The sequence below is a fragment of the Terrisporobacter mayombei genome, from assembly GCF_020748465.1.
Classification (GTDB): domain Bacteria; phylum Bacillota; class Clostridia; order Peptostreptococcales; family Peptostreptococcaceae; genus Terrisporobacter; species Terrisporobacter mayombei.
Genome location: NZ_JAHZMP010000001.1, coordinates 29,571 through 45,084, shown reverse-complemented (window position 1 = coordinate 45,084; position 15,514 = coordinate 29,571). Strand labels below are relative to the sequence as shown.

Below are 15,514 nucleotides of genomic sequence, written 5' to 3'. Positions count from 1 at the left end.
TAAGTGATATAAATATTGGAGGATGAAAATGAGAAATACAAAAGATAAAATAGTAGATTTTGATAAAAAAGCAGTGATTAAAAAAGCAAAAAAAGTTATAATAATAACATTGAGCTGTTTGATTATATTAGGTGGAGCTGGTGCATATGTTGGGTACAGTTATATAAAATCAAATATACACTATACTGAATCACAATGTGAAAACATAGCATTAGAAAAAGTACCAGGAAAAATAATTAAAGTAAAAAAAGACATTGATAAAGAATCTTTATCTTTAGCTTATGATTTTGAGATAAAGGGAAATGACAATGTGCTAAATAAAGTGGAAGTAGATTCAAAAAGTGGTGCAATTATAGATATACACCATGCCGATTTTAGAAATGACGATCACAGAGATAAATTTGAAAGAGATTAATAATAGTTAAGATATAAATTAGTAAGGAGTGGTTTTGTGTATAAAATACTGCTAATTGAAGATGAAGAGAATATTGCATCTTTTGTTAGAATGGAGCTAGAATATGAAGGCTATAAAGTGGAAGTTTGTGATGATGGAGTAAAAGGTTTTGAAGAAGCTCTAGAAAATGATTATAATTTAATATTACTTGATTTAATGTTACCTAAATTAAATGGTTTAGAGGTGTGCAGAAGATTAAGAAAAGTGAAAAATACACCAATTATAATGTTAACAGCAAGAGATAGCGTAATGGACAAAGTATCAGGTCTTCAAATAGGTGCAGATGACTATATTTCAAAACCATTTGCCATAGAAGAGTTATTGGCAAGAATAGAAGCATTATTAAGAAGAGTTAATGAAATAAAACAAGTTAGCAATAAATTAAAATTTAAAGATATAAAAATAGACTTAGAGGCAAGAATTGTAGAACAAGATAACGAAGAAGTTGTTTTAACTGCGAAAGAGTATGAATTACTTGTTCAATTATTAAAAAATCAAAACAAAGTTTTAAGTAGAGACAATTTGCTAGAAAACATATGGGGATATGATTATGAAGCTGAAACTAATGTAGTAGATGTTTATATAAGACATTTAAGAAGTAAATTAAAAAATGATGGATATATTCAAACTATTCGTGGAATTGGATATGTTATAAGATAATATGAAAAAATTTAAACAGCTGTCTACCTTTTGGCAAATGTCTATTCTTACATTTTTAGCAATAGTTAGTATAATTGTTATTATGATGATTGCTCAACTTGCAGTAGTTAGAGTATGGACTGTAAAGTATGAAAAAGATGATATTGAAGCTAAATACAAAGAAATTTCCATGCTTATAAATACTAACAGTAACATATCTTATGATAATTTATTTGATACCATGGATTTAGATGTAATGATCTATAATCAAAACAAAGAAATAATTTATAATTCTATGAGTGAAATACCAAGTGATTTAGAATTTGACAATCCTTATAGAATTAAATCAAAGATACTTCTTAATTTTAAATATGATAATGTAATTTTAAATGCTCCAGTAACTATTAATGGTGTTAAAAACAATATTTATATTTTCAATAAAACAGATGTATTTAAAGATTATTTAGAAGCCACGCTTCATATAATGATTTTTGTAGTTCTCTTAGTAATTATAATCAGTATATTAGCAGGTATGTATATATCTAAAAAGTTTGTCAACAAGCTGAAAAAATTAAGGGATACCATGGAAGAAATAAAAGAAAAAGGAATATCAAATAGAGTTGAGATACACGACGAAAAAGATGATTTTGACAAAGTTAATATAGTATTTAACAGTATGATGGATGAATTAGAAAACTCTTTTAATGCGCAGAAACAATTTGTAAATGATGCATCTCATGAGCTTAGAACACCACTTACCATAATAAATGGTCATTTGAAAATGCTTGATAGATGGGGCAAAAATGATAAGGGGACTTTGGACAAATCCATAAAAGTTAGTTTAAATGAAGTGGAAAGACTAACTAAGTTAGTTAATGATTTGCTACAACTTAGCAAGGCTGAAAATGAATTAGTAGGAAATAGTAACTTAGAGGAAGTAAATATTAAAAATGTTGTTAATGAGGTAATTTATGATTTTGAAATTATTAATAAGGATGTAAAATTTACTTATGATATAGAAGATAATCTAAAATTATATATGATGAGAGAACATCTAAAGCAGCTTTTAATAATATTTATTGATAATGCTATAAAATACTGTGATAAAGAAGAAAAGAAAATTCATATCAGCATATTTAATCATAATAATAATATAAAGATTTGTATAAGAGATAATGGAATAGGTATACCTGAAGAAGATATTCCAAAAATAACAGATAAGTTTTATAGAGTTGATGAATCGAGAAAATATAACAATAGTTTTGGAATAGGTTTATCTATTGCAGCTCAGATAATTAAATTATACAAGGGAAGTTTAAATATTGAAAGTAAAATAGATGAAGGTACAAATGTAATAATTGCTTTTAAATAAATTTAAGATGAAATACAAAAAAGAATATCCATTATGGGTATTCTTTTTTACGCTTTATAATCTATAACTAATACTTACTCACAGCGGGATTTAATTACTATAAGAAATCTTAAGATGAGTTTATTTATATTTATTGTATAATAGAATTAGGATTTAAGTCCAAAATTTGGTAGTTACAAAATTTGAATATATATATATCTGGAGGTATTCTATGAAAAAATTTTTTTTCAATAGCTATAACTTTTTACTTATAATTACTGGAGTTATATTTGCTGCAAACTTTTTTCTTAACAAATCCAATCTTCAAGATATTATAAATGTAACTGCTTTAATAATTTTACTTATTTATGCCCTAATAGTAGTTAAAGTTAATAATTAAAAATTTATACTATGTCTGGCGTTTAAATTACTAAAGAGGAGAAATTTATGATAGAAGTTTTATTTGGAGAAAGTGAAGCAGCATCTATGAAAGCAGCAATAGAAGAAGGAGTTATTTCAGGAAGCACAGATAAAGTTATTTGTCTTGCTTTAATGTTAGATATTGGTGATATTAGGGAAAATATAGAGAGCCCTTATAGACAGGAACTTATATTTGATATGTATACACAAAATGTTTATGATAATACTGAAGAAACCTTAGAAGAACTTAAAAAGGTTGGAAGAAAGTATATAGATGAACATAAGAGGTTTATGAAGTATGCATTAGAAGGAGAGCCAATCAGAATATGGTACAGCAATGCTCCATATTCTATGTGTGGTTTTCACTACGTATGTAATATATTAAAAGACATTTCAAGTGAGATATTTACTGTGAAGTTACCTGAGTATATACAAATACAGAATAGTGTTATGGCATATGAGAAATGGGGAGGAGTTGTACCTGAAAAATTTGGTGAATTTATTAAATATGAAAAAAAGATGTCCAAAATAGAAATAATAATGTTTGCGAATAATTGGTTAGAACTTGTGGAAGACAACAGTCCTTTGAGAGCAGTAGTTAATGGTCAGTTGATAGGAGTTCCAGTAGATTTTTATGATCACTTGATTTACAAACACATAAAGTTTAAACATATAAAAGAAGTTGGGTTAATTGGTGAGATATTGGGGATTTATCAATTAGGTATTGAGGATTGGTGGTATGCATCAAGAATTGAGCATATGATAGAAAATAACAAAATTAGAATAGTGGAAGATTCTGATAAGAAATATGAAAGAATAATTTCAAATATTTAAATTAATAGTGCTGTTGAAATTGCAATTGTTTGATTAAACGTTTATTATATAAATAAAGGGTTAGTAAAGGGGTAAAAAATGGTATTTATTTTATTAGGTTTATTTGTATTTGTAGTTTTTATGGCAACATTAGTTCAGACAAAAGACTTAAGTAGGAAAGATAACGTTAAAGAAAGGTTAGCTTATGAAAATTCAATAAAAGATGAATTGGGGAAACTAGGGGAAATCAAATATGTGGATTTTATAAATAATGGATATATAGCAATAATAGATGACTATATTCAGTATAATCTTTGTGATTACGAAAACAAGGTTTATATAAAAGACATATTAAAAACAGAAATCAATTATGATTTACAAGGAATAGAAGAGATGAAAGAAAAAAGCGAGAAAAGGTTTTCTTCGGTTATACATACTCGCAATACTACTGTAAAGTTAAGAGAAATAAAATTTGTCTTATATTTAAAAAAGATGGATAAGATAGTATTAACAATAAATCCACAGTATGTAAATCCTTATAAGATTATAAAAGTACAATCAATGTTAGATAACATGAATGTAGCTAGTTAGAATTTAATTGGCACACTCCCATTGCTATAGAGGTGGGGTGTGTCAATTTTGCGTTAAATGCTAGGTATCTTGAATTATATGCTTATTATTTTTATTAAAGAAGTATAGGGGATAGTAGCTTCTTTAGTGAGATTCGCTATACAGGTGGAATCTATGATGTAAGTACAGGACTATATTATTTGAATGCTAGATATTATGATTCTAAGAACGGAAGCTAAACAATCCAATATTATATTATGGAGGAGTATATGAAAAAAAGAAAGATTATTAGGGGAGTAGTTGTTGCTATACTTACTATATTAATGCTTTTTGCATATAAATATTTTACAGAGTATAGCAAATATAAAGAAATAAATGTTAAAAATATAGGAATTATAAAAGTTCCTAAAGATTGGTATTGCTCTACAACAAAAGATGGATTACTATATTTTGCTGATAAATCTATTGAAGAAGACAATTGCAATATTTATCTAGTTCAATATGAAGTTGCTTCAAATGATATAAATACTAAAGAAGATATTGATAATGGATACTATTTAGAAAATTATGATTTAGGAAATGCGTTAAGCGTAAAAGATATTTTTATACCTCCTTATACTGATAACGAATCATATATTTTTTCTAATAGTAGTTATTATGAACATTGTAGATTCAAATTTAATGGTGAAAGTATTAATTCTTACCTTATAAATTTTTATAGCAGATATTATAATACTACATTTTTAGTTTTAGATAAATCAATTAATAAAGAAGTCATAGAGAAAATAGCTAAGTCATATGATATGACAAAGTAACCGCATATTATATTAGAGAAAGATATCTTATAATAGTTAAAATTATTATTTATATAGTATTGATTATGTATATAACAGGCTTTCTACTTGTATAACAACAAATGGAGAAAAAGAAGTTGTAAATCAAGAAAACCTATACAGCGGAAAGTGTAAGAAAATCCGAAAGAAAGAAGGAAATAATGTAGTATATTATTTCTATCAAGATGGAGTAGTGTTATATACAGCAGATAAAAATGGAAATAAGACAAGTCAAAACTTTGTAGGCATTGAAGGAAATATTATAGGTACTAAAAGATACAGTAAGGAAAGATTTAAGTATTATAATTATAACAAAGACATTCAAGTAAGTACAACAAGTGTAGTAGGACAAGATGGGACTTCACCAGTGGCTTATGATTATGACGACTTCGGGGTAACAAGAAGTATAGGGGATAGTACTTTCTTTAATGAGATTTGTTATACTGGTGGAATCTATGATGTAAGTACAGGACTGTATTATTTGAATGCTAGATATTATGATCCTAAGAACGGAAGATTTATAACGAGGGATACTTATAGAGGAGGGATATATGAACGGTTCAATCAATGATTTATTATGGCCAATAATTGTAATATTAAGTATTACATATTTGTTAGTAATTGAAATAAAAAAAAGAATAGCTATAAGACGATTGAAATCAAAAATAAAATATACTGAAACCCAAATAGTAGATATGCAAATAATCAACAAAGGGTTTTCTAAAGGACTATTTTCATCAATAGGAGGAAGTATGTCACCAGCTAAATTACCGGATACATATATTGTGGAGTTGAAGTATGAAGATAGTAATTATGAAATAAATGACGAAGAAATATATAAGTTTTATGAAATAGGCGATTTTGTAAAACTTAAACTTGTTAGTAATTTAGATGAAAGTAAAAATGTTATAAGTTATGAACTATATAATTTAAATGAAAATTAAATAGTATACTTATGACACTTTGCTAAAACTTAAAGACTAACTTAACTAAGGTAAGTATATTGTAGTTATTATATCTATTTTATATTAATTTCTATGCTTAATAAAAAAAAGAGTTTTACCTTAAATAGATATTAAATTTAAATGTTACTATAAAAATAAATGAAAGAAGACAATATAAATATGTATAAAAAAAGTAGATATGGAAAAAGCAATATAAAATTAGATTATAAATATGGAGAAAAACATAGTGAAAATGTTATTATTGCTCCAAAATACAGACATATATTAAAAGATAATTTATTAAATGGAGCTATTGTTAAATATGAAAGCTACGATTCTTTCAATGAACATATAATTGAGTTAGATTGTACAAAGACAAAATGCGAATTTGATTACTTAAGGTTTACTTTTAAATCCTTACTTTATGATACAGAAATTTTTTTAGACAAGATGTTTACTAAAGTTGAATTATATGAAATAAAAGGTGGATTTAGGATTATATTTTCAATTTGTCAACAAGAAAATAATGAATATAAAGAAGATTATTTGAAACCAGAAGATAAAATTAAAAGAGATGAATTATGCTATATTATAGAGGCTAAAGAATTAATAATAGAAGAAATAAAAAGCATATCTTATGAAAATGATATAGATGAATATTTAAAAAGATCAAAGGCAAAAAAAGGTGAGGAATTCAAATTAAAAATTCTACAACAATGGATGGATAATGAGGATATAGGCTATTATTATAGATTTAATGAATTAATATCAATGAGTAAAGTAATTACAGATGAATATTATAGACTAAAGGAAGCTAAAAACTTAAATCTATCAAAGGATCTTCAATATTTTGTTGAAAACTTTGATTTTAGAGAGTGCACTGTAAATGATTTTGGAATGAAAGATGATAGTGATTTTTATATTAATATAGAAAAAGGTTCTAATTATTTTGAATTTAATGAGGATAAACCAGAAGCTGAATTATTACAGGTTACGTTTAAGGGAACGAAGAACGTAGAAGCTAATAGCACTGGATTTATTGATTCATGTTGTATAAAAATAGATTATGACGATAGGATAGAATTTCAATTACTAGTAGAATCAGATGGATACGATATAATAAAAGTATATGCACAAGACTTGGTTATAGATTTTATGAAGTAGTTAGCAATTGAGCCACTACCCGTCTCAAAATTAGTCTCAGGGGGTGCAGTTCTAAAAAATGATTTTTAAATTTTATATTGAAGTTTATTTTTATTAACAGAGGAAAAATTATGAAAAATAGTGATTAAAGATAAATATTCTGAAATAGAAAAAATATTTGAAGTATTAGCAGAATTCGTTTTTAAGAGTTCAGATAGTTTTAACCAAATAGAATTTGGACGTTTTGAAAAGAATGAATATGATGGTTCAACATTAGTACGTAGTTATCTTACAGAAGGAGTTCCAACAAAATTACCTTGTTTTTCAACATTAGAAATGGTAAAGGTAATAGAAGAAATATTTAAAGTATCATATAAAAACTATGATATGACAAGTATTATATTGTGGCTAAAATAACCTGTGTTGGATGAAGACTCAGATAAAAAAGTTATTGCTTATAAGATAACAAGAGAGAATAAATTAACAAAGAAAAATATAATAAAATTTTATCAAGAAGAAGATGAAGAGAATGATGATCTTTTTTTATAGAAAAGAAACATAGATATTGTTTACTGTCTGTACTGTGGTTTAAGGCACAAAATAAGGCTTACTCTTATGACAAAACGGAAATCAAACTATGGAAAAAGACAGGGTGACAAAGGTAATAGTAGAAAATACTTATGATGTAGACAACAGACTTTCTACTTGCATCACAACAAATGTAGATAAAGAAGTTGTAAATCAAGAAAACCTATACAAGGGAAAGGGTAAGAGAATCCAAAAGAAAGAAGGAAACAATGTAGTAAATTACTTCTATCAAGATGGAGTTGTTTTATATACAACCGAAAAATTTGTAGTTACCAAAAAAAATGTTATAGGTACTACAACATATGATAAGGGTAGATTTAAGTATTATAATTATAACAAAGACATTCAAGGAAGTACCACAAGTGTAGTAGTACAAGATGGAACTTCACCAGTGGCTTATGATTATGACGACTTTGGGGTAACAAGAAATATAGGGAGATAGTACATTCTTTAATAAGATTTGCTATACAGTTGTTATTTATGATGTAAGTACAGGACTGTATTATTTAAATGCTAGATATTATGACCCTAAGAACGGAAGCTTTATAACTAGGGATACTTATATAGGAGCTGTAGGAGGAAGTTACTTAGGAAATTGGTTAGCTAATAAATTGGGGTCAAAAGGAATAACTAGAAAAGTATTTGTCGCTGATGTTGCTGCTTTAGCAGGGCTACTTAGAGGGTCATATAGAAATATTAGTGGTCTTACTAGGTTTAAAATGAATACTCATGTAAATATATCAAAACACTATTGGAATAGAGGGTTAAAAAATCCAAGTAATGCCAATGTAAAGCGCTTAACTTATAAGGCTATTAAAAATGGAAAATGGAGTATTCAAAGTAATGGAAGTATAAAAATCAAATTATTGAAGCAACTGGATATTTAAAAAATAAAGTTTTTAAAATAGGTAATGGATGGGTGCAAAGATGAAAAATAGATTATTAATTAAGCAGGGACTATACAGTAGAGCCTATGATATATTTGAAAGTATAGCAGGGGGATACACTTTTGATAGTATCTTAGATACTTTTCCAAAATTAAGTACAAAGGAATATTATTGTTATTTAATGTATGCAATATCTAGGGATGAGACTCCAGATAAGCATATGACATTATGCCAAATTTTAATGTTTATGAAACCATTTCTAGATGATGACTATTCTATTATTTACTGGCATATAAAAAGAGTTATTAATCTTTTTCCTGAATATATTGATATTAAAATATGGGCACTTGATGTATTTTGGGGGTGTCCAACATCCCCATTAAGTGATGAGGAATTTTATGATTTTGCAAAAGTAACACTAGAATTTTATCCTAATCATGAAGTTGCAATTGAAATAGTTAAAGACAAAAGATGGAACAACAAATTATACATATAGCGAGCTGAATAAGCTGACATCATCTAAATAAAATAAAGATGGAAATAAGACAAGCTAAAACTTTGTAGTTACCAAAGAAAATGTTATGGGTACTACAAGATACGATAAGGATGAATTTAAGTATTATACTTATAACAAAGACATTCAAGGAAGCACTACAAGTGTAGTAGGACAAGAAGGAACATCGCCAGTGGCTTACGAGAATAGCAAAATGGATAGCTGTAAGAGCAGCAAAATATTTTTCAGGCAAAGCAGCAACATATTTTGTAAAGAAATTGCTTTGCAATAAAGGTAGAATGAAACGTATGCCAAAAAATAAGTATAATTAATAATAAAAATATAAGAGATTTTATTAAAAATAGAGGGGAAATTATGGAGAAAATAATTAGGTGTAGCAAATTTAATATTTCCGTCCGTTCAAAAGGACCAATAATAATTATCATAGTATCCATATTATTGAATAGGCAAGAAAATTATTTCAAGATGTTAGGGGCTAATCTATCTAGGCAGACCTTGTCTAACTGGATAATAAGTTCTGCTAAGGAATTTCAAGTTGTATATGATTTAATGAAAGAGGAATTACTAAAATCAAATTATATACAAGCTGATGAAACGAGCTTGGTGGTAATTGATGCAAAGGGAAAAGAATCGAGATCTAAATGTTATATGTGGTTATATAAAACAGGAGGAAATGATAACTCTATTATTTTATATGAATATCAGAAAACTAGATCTAGTTCTTATCCAAAATCATTTTTGAATGGTTATTGTGGATTTCTTCAGACAGACGGATATAACGGATACAATAGCGTCAGTGATGCTAAACGACTTTATTGTTTAGCGCATATCCGAAGAAAATATTATGATATCGTATCAACCCTAAATAATGAAGCCTTGAAAAAATCACGTGCAATCATAGGGTTTAATTATTGTGAGGAAATATATAAATTAGAAAAAGACTTGAGAAAAGATTATGGTGAAGATGAAGATTTCTTTAAAATTAGATATAAATATAGAAAAGAAAAGTTATCATCCATTTTAAATAAATTTGAAAAATATGTGTCAGATGAAATTGAAGATGCTAATATATTTGATGATATAATTGATAAAGAGAAGAAATAGGGTAGAAATATATAATGAAGCAAACTAATGAATTATTTATAAATTCACAACAAACTAATTTATTAAATGAGTTAAAAAAGAGTTTAAAAGAATGTAAATCATTTTATTTTTCAGTAGCATTTATAAATTATAGTGGTTTACAACTTTTACTAGATACGTTTAAATCAAAACTATTTTCAATGACAGACACCAAATTCTACTAGACAAGAATCAGATAGAGGTAAGTTTAATATATTTCTTTGTTTTGTTGTAGTAATTTTTTATCTATGAAGTGAAAGTATAAAGATTTTATATGATTGTAGCGAAATATAACATAAAATACCATTTACTTTATATAGAATAAATATTATACTGAAGACAATAGTACAAAGAAGTACTAAAAGAGCAATGGAGCTCCATAGATTAACCTATGGAGCTTTTTTGTTTTTATAAATAAATTCAAAGAAAGGAAGATTAAATTGTACAACTTTGAAATAAAAACAAAAGTAAAGTTTGGAGAAGGTTCATTAAAAGTACTACAAGAAATAAAAAATAAAAAAATATTAATAATAACAGACCCATTTATGATTAAATCAAAAGCAATAGATAAAATATTAGTAAATTTAGAAAAAGATTCATATGAGATATTTAGTGATATAGTACCAGATCCACCAATAGAAACTATAGTAAGTGGAATAGAAGTAGTAAAAAATGCTAATCCAGATATAATAATAGCACTAGGTGGAGGTTCAGCAATAGATGCATCAAAGGCTATTATGGACTTTTCAAAAAAAATAATACAATCTAAAGATGTAAAATTTATAGCTATACCAACAACAAGTGGAACAGGTTCAGAAGTAACATCTTTTTCAGTAATAACAGATAAACAAAAAGGAGAAAAATATCCATTAGTATCAGATGATTTACTTGCTGATATAGCAATATTAGATCCAGAACTTGTAAGAACTGTACCCAATTTTATAACAGCAGATACAGGTATGGATGTATTAACACATGCAATAGAAGCATATGTATCAACTGAAGCAAACGATTTCTCTGACGCATTAGCTGAAAAAGCTATAAAATTAACGTTTGATTACTTATTAAGAGCATATAAAGATGGAAACGATATAAAAGCTAGAGAAAAAATGCACAATGCATCTTGTTTAGCAGGAATGGCATTTAACCAAACATCTCTAGGAATAAATCATTCTATAGCGCATGTATTAGGAGGAAAGTTTCATATTCCACATGGAAGATGTAACGCAATATTATTACCATATGTAATAGAATATAATGCAAATATACAAGGATATACAAACACAGACTACACAGTAGCTTCAAAAAAATATGCTAATATATCAAAATTATTAGGACTTAACACCTCTAGTGTAAGGGTAGGGGTTAAAAACTTAGTAAGTGAGATAAAAAAATTACAAAAAGAATTAAATATTCCAACTAAATTAACGCAGTGTAAAGTTAATTTAACTGATATAAATTCTTTAGAAGAAGAAATAGCAGATCTTTCTATAAAAGATGGATGTACAAAAACAAATCCGAAACAACCTACTCAAAGAGATATAATAGATATACTTAATAAAATTAAATAATCACAAAATAGTAAAAATTATGACAAAATAGGAAAATGCTTTTCAAAAAAGTCAAATACATATTGACACCAAAAATAAGTGATGTAATTAACTTATCACAAAGATGTTATTGGTAAAAAAGCAATGAGGCTTCTAAAAAGATAGTATTTATATTGTCTTTTGGAGGCCTCTTTTTTTAAAAATTAAAGTTAATAACCCATGAATATATTAAATATATAAAGGTAATAATAAATCAAGAAATATTATCACAACGGCGTGATTAACTTGAATTAATTTAAAAACATAAAGAAAGCAGTGGATTAATTTGAATAAAGACAGGCAAAGAGTAATTCAAGAATATGTTCCAGGAAAGCAGGTAACACTGGCACATATTGTAGCTAATCCAAATGAAGATATATACAAAAAATTAGGGCTAGTTATAGATAAAAAAGACGCTATAGGAATACTTACAATAACTCCAAGTGAAGCATCTATAATAGCTGCAGATGTTGCTACAAAGGCATCTGATGTATCTTTAGGATTTATAGATAGATTTAGTGGATCAGTAGTTATAAGTGGGGATGTAAGTTCTGTAGAATCAGCATTAAATGAAGTTTTACATATATTAAGTGAAATATTGAACTTTTCATCAACAAAAATAACGAGGACTTAAAATGAAGAAAATAATATTTATAGGAAAAACAGGTAGTGGAAAGACAACACTATGTCAAAAGCTTCATAAATTACAATTAAAGTATAAAAAAACTCAATCAGTAGATCTTTACAATAGTGCAATAGATACACCAGGAGAATACATTGAAAATAGAAGATTATACAATGCATTAATAACAACATCAGCAGATGCTAAAGTTATATCTCTAGTATACGATCCAACCCAAGAAGAAAATTATATACCACCAGGCTTTGCTAGTATGTTTTCAAAAGATGTCATAGGTATAATAACAAAAACAAATAAAGTAAATAAAGGACAAATAGATACAGCTTATGAGAGACTAAAATTAGCTGGTGTAAGTCAAATATTTAAAGTGGATACAGTAGATGAGGTTGGTTTAGAACCTTTGTTTGACTATTTAGAAAACATAAACTCTTAAGTGAGGTGAAGTCAATGGACAAAAGAATATTATTAGTTGATGATGAGCCAATGATAAGAATGGATTTAAAAGAGATTTTACAAGAACGTGGGTATGAAATAATAGGTGAAGCTAGTGATGGATTCGAGGCTGTTACAATGTGTGAAAAACATAAACCTAATTTAGTAATAATGGATATAGATATGCCAATGCTAGATGGTATAAAAGTAGGTAAAATAATAGCTAAAGAAAATATTGCAGGTGGAGTACTTTTATTAACTTCATTTGAAGGAGAAGAATATATCGAAAAAGCCAAAGATATAGGTGCTTTTGGATATTTAGTAAAGCCGGTAAGTAAAAAAGTATTAATACCCACAATAGAAATGTGTTTAAGTAAAGTAAGCGAGTTTAAAAAAATAAAAAATGATTTAGAAAAAGTAAATTCGAAGCTAACTGAAAGAAAAGTAATTGAAAGAGCTAAAGGTATACTCATAAAAGAGTTTAAAATTGATGAAGATGAGGCGTATACAAAAATAAAAAGACTTAGCATGGATAAAAGAACTACAATGTTTGAAATTGCTAAGATGATTATAATAGGATACGATAATCAATAATGTGTTCATTATGTAAGTCAAATTCAACTATAAAACAAATGTGTGAAGAAAAGACATCACTAAATGACAAAGAAATAGAAAAAATAATAGAAGTTTCAAAAACGTTAGATTTAATGTCAAACTTTTATGAAAGTGATGTTTTCATAGATGTTTTAAGTTTTAATAAAGATGAAGCGTATGTAGTAGCTCATGGAAAGCCTCAATATCAATCAATCTACAATGAAAATGTTGTAGGAAAAAAAGCACTTAAAAAAAATGAACCAGGAGTAATAAAAACATTAAATACAGTAATGACAACTAGGGATATAAAAGCCATAACTCAAGAATATAAATTGGTAAAACAAACTATACAACCTATAACATTAAATGAAAAATTAATATAATAATAACTCATCTACAAAGTAGTAGTTTTAATTAAGCAAAGAGGCTTAAAGTTATTGATAAGATAAGTAATAAAATTATTTTATTTACTTAATTTATTGTGACTTTGAGCCTCTTTGTTTGTTTAAAAAATACTTAAACTAAGGAGGTGAAAATATGAAAGAAGAGTTATTAAGTGTTGGTATTGACATTGGTACAAGTACTACTCAACTGATATTTTCAAAACTAATAGTTGAAAATACTGCATCAAATTTTTCAGTGCCTAGAATAAGTATAGTAGACAAAGAAATTATATATAAAAGCAAAGTTTATTTTACTCCTCTTATTTCAAATAATGAAATAGATAAATTAAAAATAAAAGAAATAGTACAAAAAGAATACAAATTAGCAAATATAAATAAAGAAGATATACATACAGGAGCAGTTATAATAACAGGAGAAACAGCTAGAAAAGAAAATGCAAATGATGTATTACATACTTTAAGTGGATTTGCTGGAGATTTTGTAGTAGCAACAGCAGGACCTGATTTGGAAAGTATAATATCTGGAAAAGGTGCTGGAGCTCATATTTATTCAAAAGAAAATTCTACAACTGTTGTAAATATAGATATTGGTGGTGGCACTAGTAACTTAGCTCTATTTAAAAGAGGAGAAGTTGTAGACACAGGATGTCTTGATATAGGTGGAAGACTTATAAAAATAGATAAAGAAACAAAAAAAATAACTTATATATCTTCTAAAATACAAAAGATTATTGAAGATAAAAATATTAATTTAAAAATAGGAACAGTTGCAACTATTGAAAATACAAAACCAATAGTTGATATAATGACTGATTTAATATTTGAAAGTATAGGACTAAAAGAGAAAACACCTTTATTTAACTTTATAGTAACTAATAAGTCTATAAAATTAAATGAAGGAATTAAAAATATATCTTTTTCTGGTGGAGTAGCAGATTTTGTTTATTATGATGGTGAAATAAATGATTACTTTGAATATGGAGATTTAGGAATATTACTTGGTCAATCAATAAAAAATTCTAAATATACAAATAAAATCAACATAATAAAATCAAAAGAAACTATAAGAGCTACAGTAGTAGGAGCAGGTTCTCATACTATGGATATAAGTGGAAGTACAATTACGTATACTAGTGATACTTTCCCTATAAAAAATTTACCAGTTTTAAAATTATCACTAGAAGAAGAAAATAAAGATGCAAATGGAATAAGTGAAGCAATAAAAAACAAACTTAATTGGTTTAAATTAGAAAATGATATTCAAAGAGTTGCTATTGCTATAACAGGTAAAGTAAGTCCTTCATTTTTAGAAGTGCAAGAGTATGCAAAGGGATTTGTAAATGGAATGCAAGAGATAATGAAAAATAATTTACCATTTATAGTAATTGTAGAAAATGATATGGCAAAAGTATTAGGGCAAGCAATTTATGCACTGTTAAATTATCAAAATGATATTGTGTGTATAGACAGTATAAAGGTTGAAAATGGAGATTATATCGACATTGGAAAACCAGTAGCTCAAGGTAAGGTATTACCTGTAGTAATAAAAACATTAGTTTTTAATTAAAACGGAGGTA

24 protein-coding genes and 1 pseudogene are annotated in these 15,514 nt (G+C 26.8%); all 25 read left to right on the top strand.

Annotated features, from left to right (window positions below):
* Positions 1-28: 28 nt before the first annotated feature.
* The 25 genes and pseudogenes from K0039_RS00305 to eutA all read left to right on the top strand — a co-directional run bounded on the left by K0039_RS00305 (position 29) and on the right by eutA (position 15,504).
* A complete protein-coding gene (locus tag K0039_RS00305; RefSeq protein WP_228103065.1) occupies positions 29-415 on the top strand; it encodes a PepSY domain-containing protein in 387 nt (128 codons plus the stop codon).
* A gap of 36 nt (positions 416-451) precedes the next feature.
* A complete protein-coding gene (locus K0039_RS00300) occupies positions 452-1,114 on the top strand; it encodes a response regulator transcription factor (RefSeq protein WP_228103064.1) in 663 nt (220 codons plus the stop codon).
* 1 nt (position 1,115) lies between these two features.
* The gene (locus K0039_RS00295) at positions 1,116-2,465 is read left to right on the top strand and encodes a sensor histidine kinase (RefSeq protein ID WP_228103063.1); all 1,350 of its coding nucleotides are present in this window, start codon (positions 1,116-1,118) and stop codon (positions 2,463-2,465) included.
* 211 nt (positions 2,466-2,676) lie between these two features.
* On the top strand, positions 2,677-2,844 hold the full coding sequence (locus tag K0039_RS00290) for a hypothetical protein (protein WP_228103062.1): 168 nt from the start codon (positions 2,677-2,679) through the stop codon (positions 2,842-2,844).
* A gap of 47 nt (positions 2,845-2,891) precedes the next feature.
* A complete protein-coding gene (locus K0039_RS00285; protein WP_228103061.1) occupies positions 2,892-3,698 on the top strand; it encodes a DUF1835 domain-containing protein in 807 nt (268 codons plus the stop codon).
* 78 nt (positions 3,699-3,776) lie between these two features.
* The gene (locus K0039_RS00280; RefSeq protein ID WP_228103060.1) at positions 3,777-4,268 is read left to right on the top strand and encodes a hypothetical protein; all 492 of its coding nucleotides are present in this window, start codon (positions 3,777-3,779) and stop codon (positions 4,266-4,268) included.
* A 248-nt stretch (positions 4,269-4,516) separates the two neighbouring features.
* Positions 4,517-5,062, top strand: coding sequence for a hypothetical protein (locus K0039_RS00275; RefSeq protein WP_228103059.1), 546 nt, complete (start codon positions 4,517-4,519; stop codon positions 5,060-5,062).
* A gap of 211 nt (positions 5,063-5,273) precedes the next feature.
* Positions 5,274-5,651: an RHS repeat-associated core domain-containing protein gene (locus K0039_RS22215; RefSeq protein ID WP_228103058.1), complete on the top strand. Its 378-nt coding sequence runs from the start codon at positions 5,274-5,276 to the stop codon at positions 5,649-5,651.
* Positions 5,632-6,024, top strand: coding sequence for a hypothetical protein (locus K0039_RS00265; RefSeq protein ID WP_228103057.1), 393 nt, complete (start codon positions 5,632-5,634; stop codon positions 6,022-6,024). The genes K0039_RS22215 and K0039_RS00265 overlap by 20 nt, the downstream gene beginning before the upstream one ends.
* 159 nt (positions 6,025-6,183) lie before the next feature.
* Positions 6,184-7,188 carry a hypothetical protein gene (locus tag K0039_RS00260; RefSeq protein ID WP_228103056.1) on the top strand — a complete coding sequence of 335 codons (1,005 nt, stop codon included), beginning with the start codon at positions 6,184-6,186 and terminating at the stop codon, positions 7,186-7,188.
* A 120-nt stretch (positions 7,189-7,308) separates the two neighbouring features.
* On the top strand, positions 7,309-7,584 hold the full coding sequence (locus tag K0039_RS00255) for a hypothetical protein (RefSeq protein WP_228103055.1): 276 nt from the start codon (positions 7,309-7,311) through the stop codon (positions 7,582-7,584).
* A 3-nt stretch (positions 7,585-7,587) separates the two neighbouring features.
* The gene (locus K0039_RS21860; RefSeq protein ID WP_265589380.1) at positions 7,588-7,716 is read left to right on the top strand and encodes a hypothetical protein; all 129 of its coding nucleotides are present in this window, start codon (positions 7,588-7,590) and stop codon (positions 7,714-7,716) included.
* 88 nt (positions 7,717-7,804) lie between these two features.
* Complete coding sequence (locus K0039_RS00250; RefSeq protein ID WP_228103054.1) at positions 7,805-8,197, top strand: hypothetical protein; 393 nt, start codon at positions 7,805-7,807, stop codon at positions 8,195-8,197.
* A 16-nt stretch (positions 8,198-8,213) separates the two neighbouring features.
* Positions 8,214-8,324 (top strand): annotated as a pseudogene (locus K0039_RS23810) (RHS repeat-associated core domain-containing protein); the annotation flags it as partial.
* Positions 8,325-8,366: 42 nt separating this feature from the next.
* On the top strand, positions 8,367-8,642 hold the full coding sequence (locus K0039_RS00240) for a hypothetical protein (RefSeq protein WP_228103053.1): 276 nt from the start codon (positions 8,367-8,369) through the stop codon (positions 8,640-8,642).
* Positions 8,643-8,682: 40 nt separating this feature from the next.
* On the top strand, positions 8,683-9,138 hold the full coding sequence (locus tag K0039_RS00235) for a hypothetical protein (protein WP_228103052.1): 456 nt from the start codon (positions 8,683-8,685) through the stop codon (positions 9,136-9,138).
* 85 nt (positions 9,139-9,223) lie between these two features.
* The gene (locus K0039_RS00230; protein WP_228103051.1) at positions 9,224-9,427 is read left to right on the top strand and encodes a hypothetical protein; all 204 of its coding nucleotides are present in this window, start codon (positions 9,224-9,226) and stop codon (positions 9,425-9,427) included.
* 83 nt (positions 9,428-9,510) lie between these two features.
* On the top strand, positions 9,511-10,260 hold the full coding sequence (locus tag K0039_RS00225) for an IS66 family transposase (protein WP_228103050.1): 750 nt from the start codon (positions 9,511-9,513) through the stop codon (positions 10,258-10,260).
* 14 nt (positions 10,261-10,274) lie between these two features.
* Complete coding sequence (locus tag K0039_RS00220) at positions 10,275-10,463, top strand: phospholipase D-like domain-containing protein (RefSeq protein WP_228103049.1); 189 nt, start codon at positions 10,275-10,277, stop codon at positions 10,461-10,463.
* A 255-nt stretch (positions 10,464-10,718) separates the two neighbouring features.
* Complete coding sequence (locus K0039_RS00215) at positions 10,719-11,849, top strand: 1-propanol dehydrogenase PduQ (RefSeq protein ID WP_228103048.1); 1,131 nt, start codon at positions 10,719-10,721, stop codon at positions 11,847-11,849.
* Positions 11,850-12,153: 304 nt separating this feature from the next.
* Positions 12,154-12,501: a BMC domain-containing protein gene (locus K0039_RS00210; RefSeq protein WP_265589378.1), complete on the top strand. Its 348-nt coding sequence runs from the start codon at positions 12,154-12,156 to the stop codon at positions 12,499-12,501.
* A gap of 1 nt (position 12,502) precedes the next feature.
* Entirely contained in the window at positions 12,503-12,940 is a 438-nt protein-coding gene (locus K0039_RS00205; RefSeq protein ID WP_228103047.1) for a EutP/PduV family microcompartment system protein, read from the top strand.
* 14 nt (positions 12,941-12,954) lie between these two features.
* Positions 12,955-13,533, top strand: a complete 579-nt coding sequence (locus tag K0039_RS00200) for an ANTAR domain-containing response regulator (protein ID WP_228103046.1) — start codon at positions 12,955-12,957, stop codon at positions 13,531-13,533.
* On the top strand, positions 13,533-13,916 hold the full coding sequence (locus K0039_RS00195) for a histidine kinase N-terminal domain-containing protein (protein ID WP_228103045.1): 384 nt from the start codon (positions 13,533-13,535) through the stop codon (positions 13,914-13,916). The genes K0039_RS00200 and K0039_RS00195 overlap by 1 nt, the downstream gene beginning before the upstream one ends.
* 154 nt (positions 13,917-14,070) lie before the next feature.
* On the top strand, positions 14,071-15,504 hold the full coding sequence (gene eutA / locus K0039_RS00190) for an ethanolamine ammonia-lyase reactivating factor EutA (RefSeq protein WP_228103044.1): 1,434 nt from the start codon (positions 14,071-14,073) through the stop codon (positions 15,502-15,504).
* Positions 15,505-15,514 lie beyond the last annotated feature (10 nt).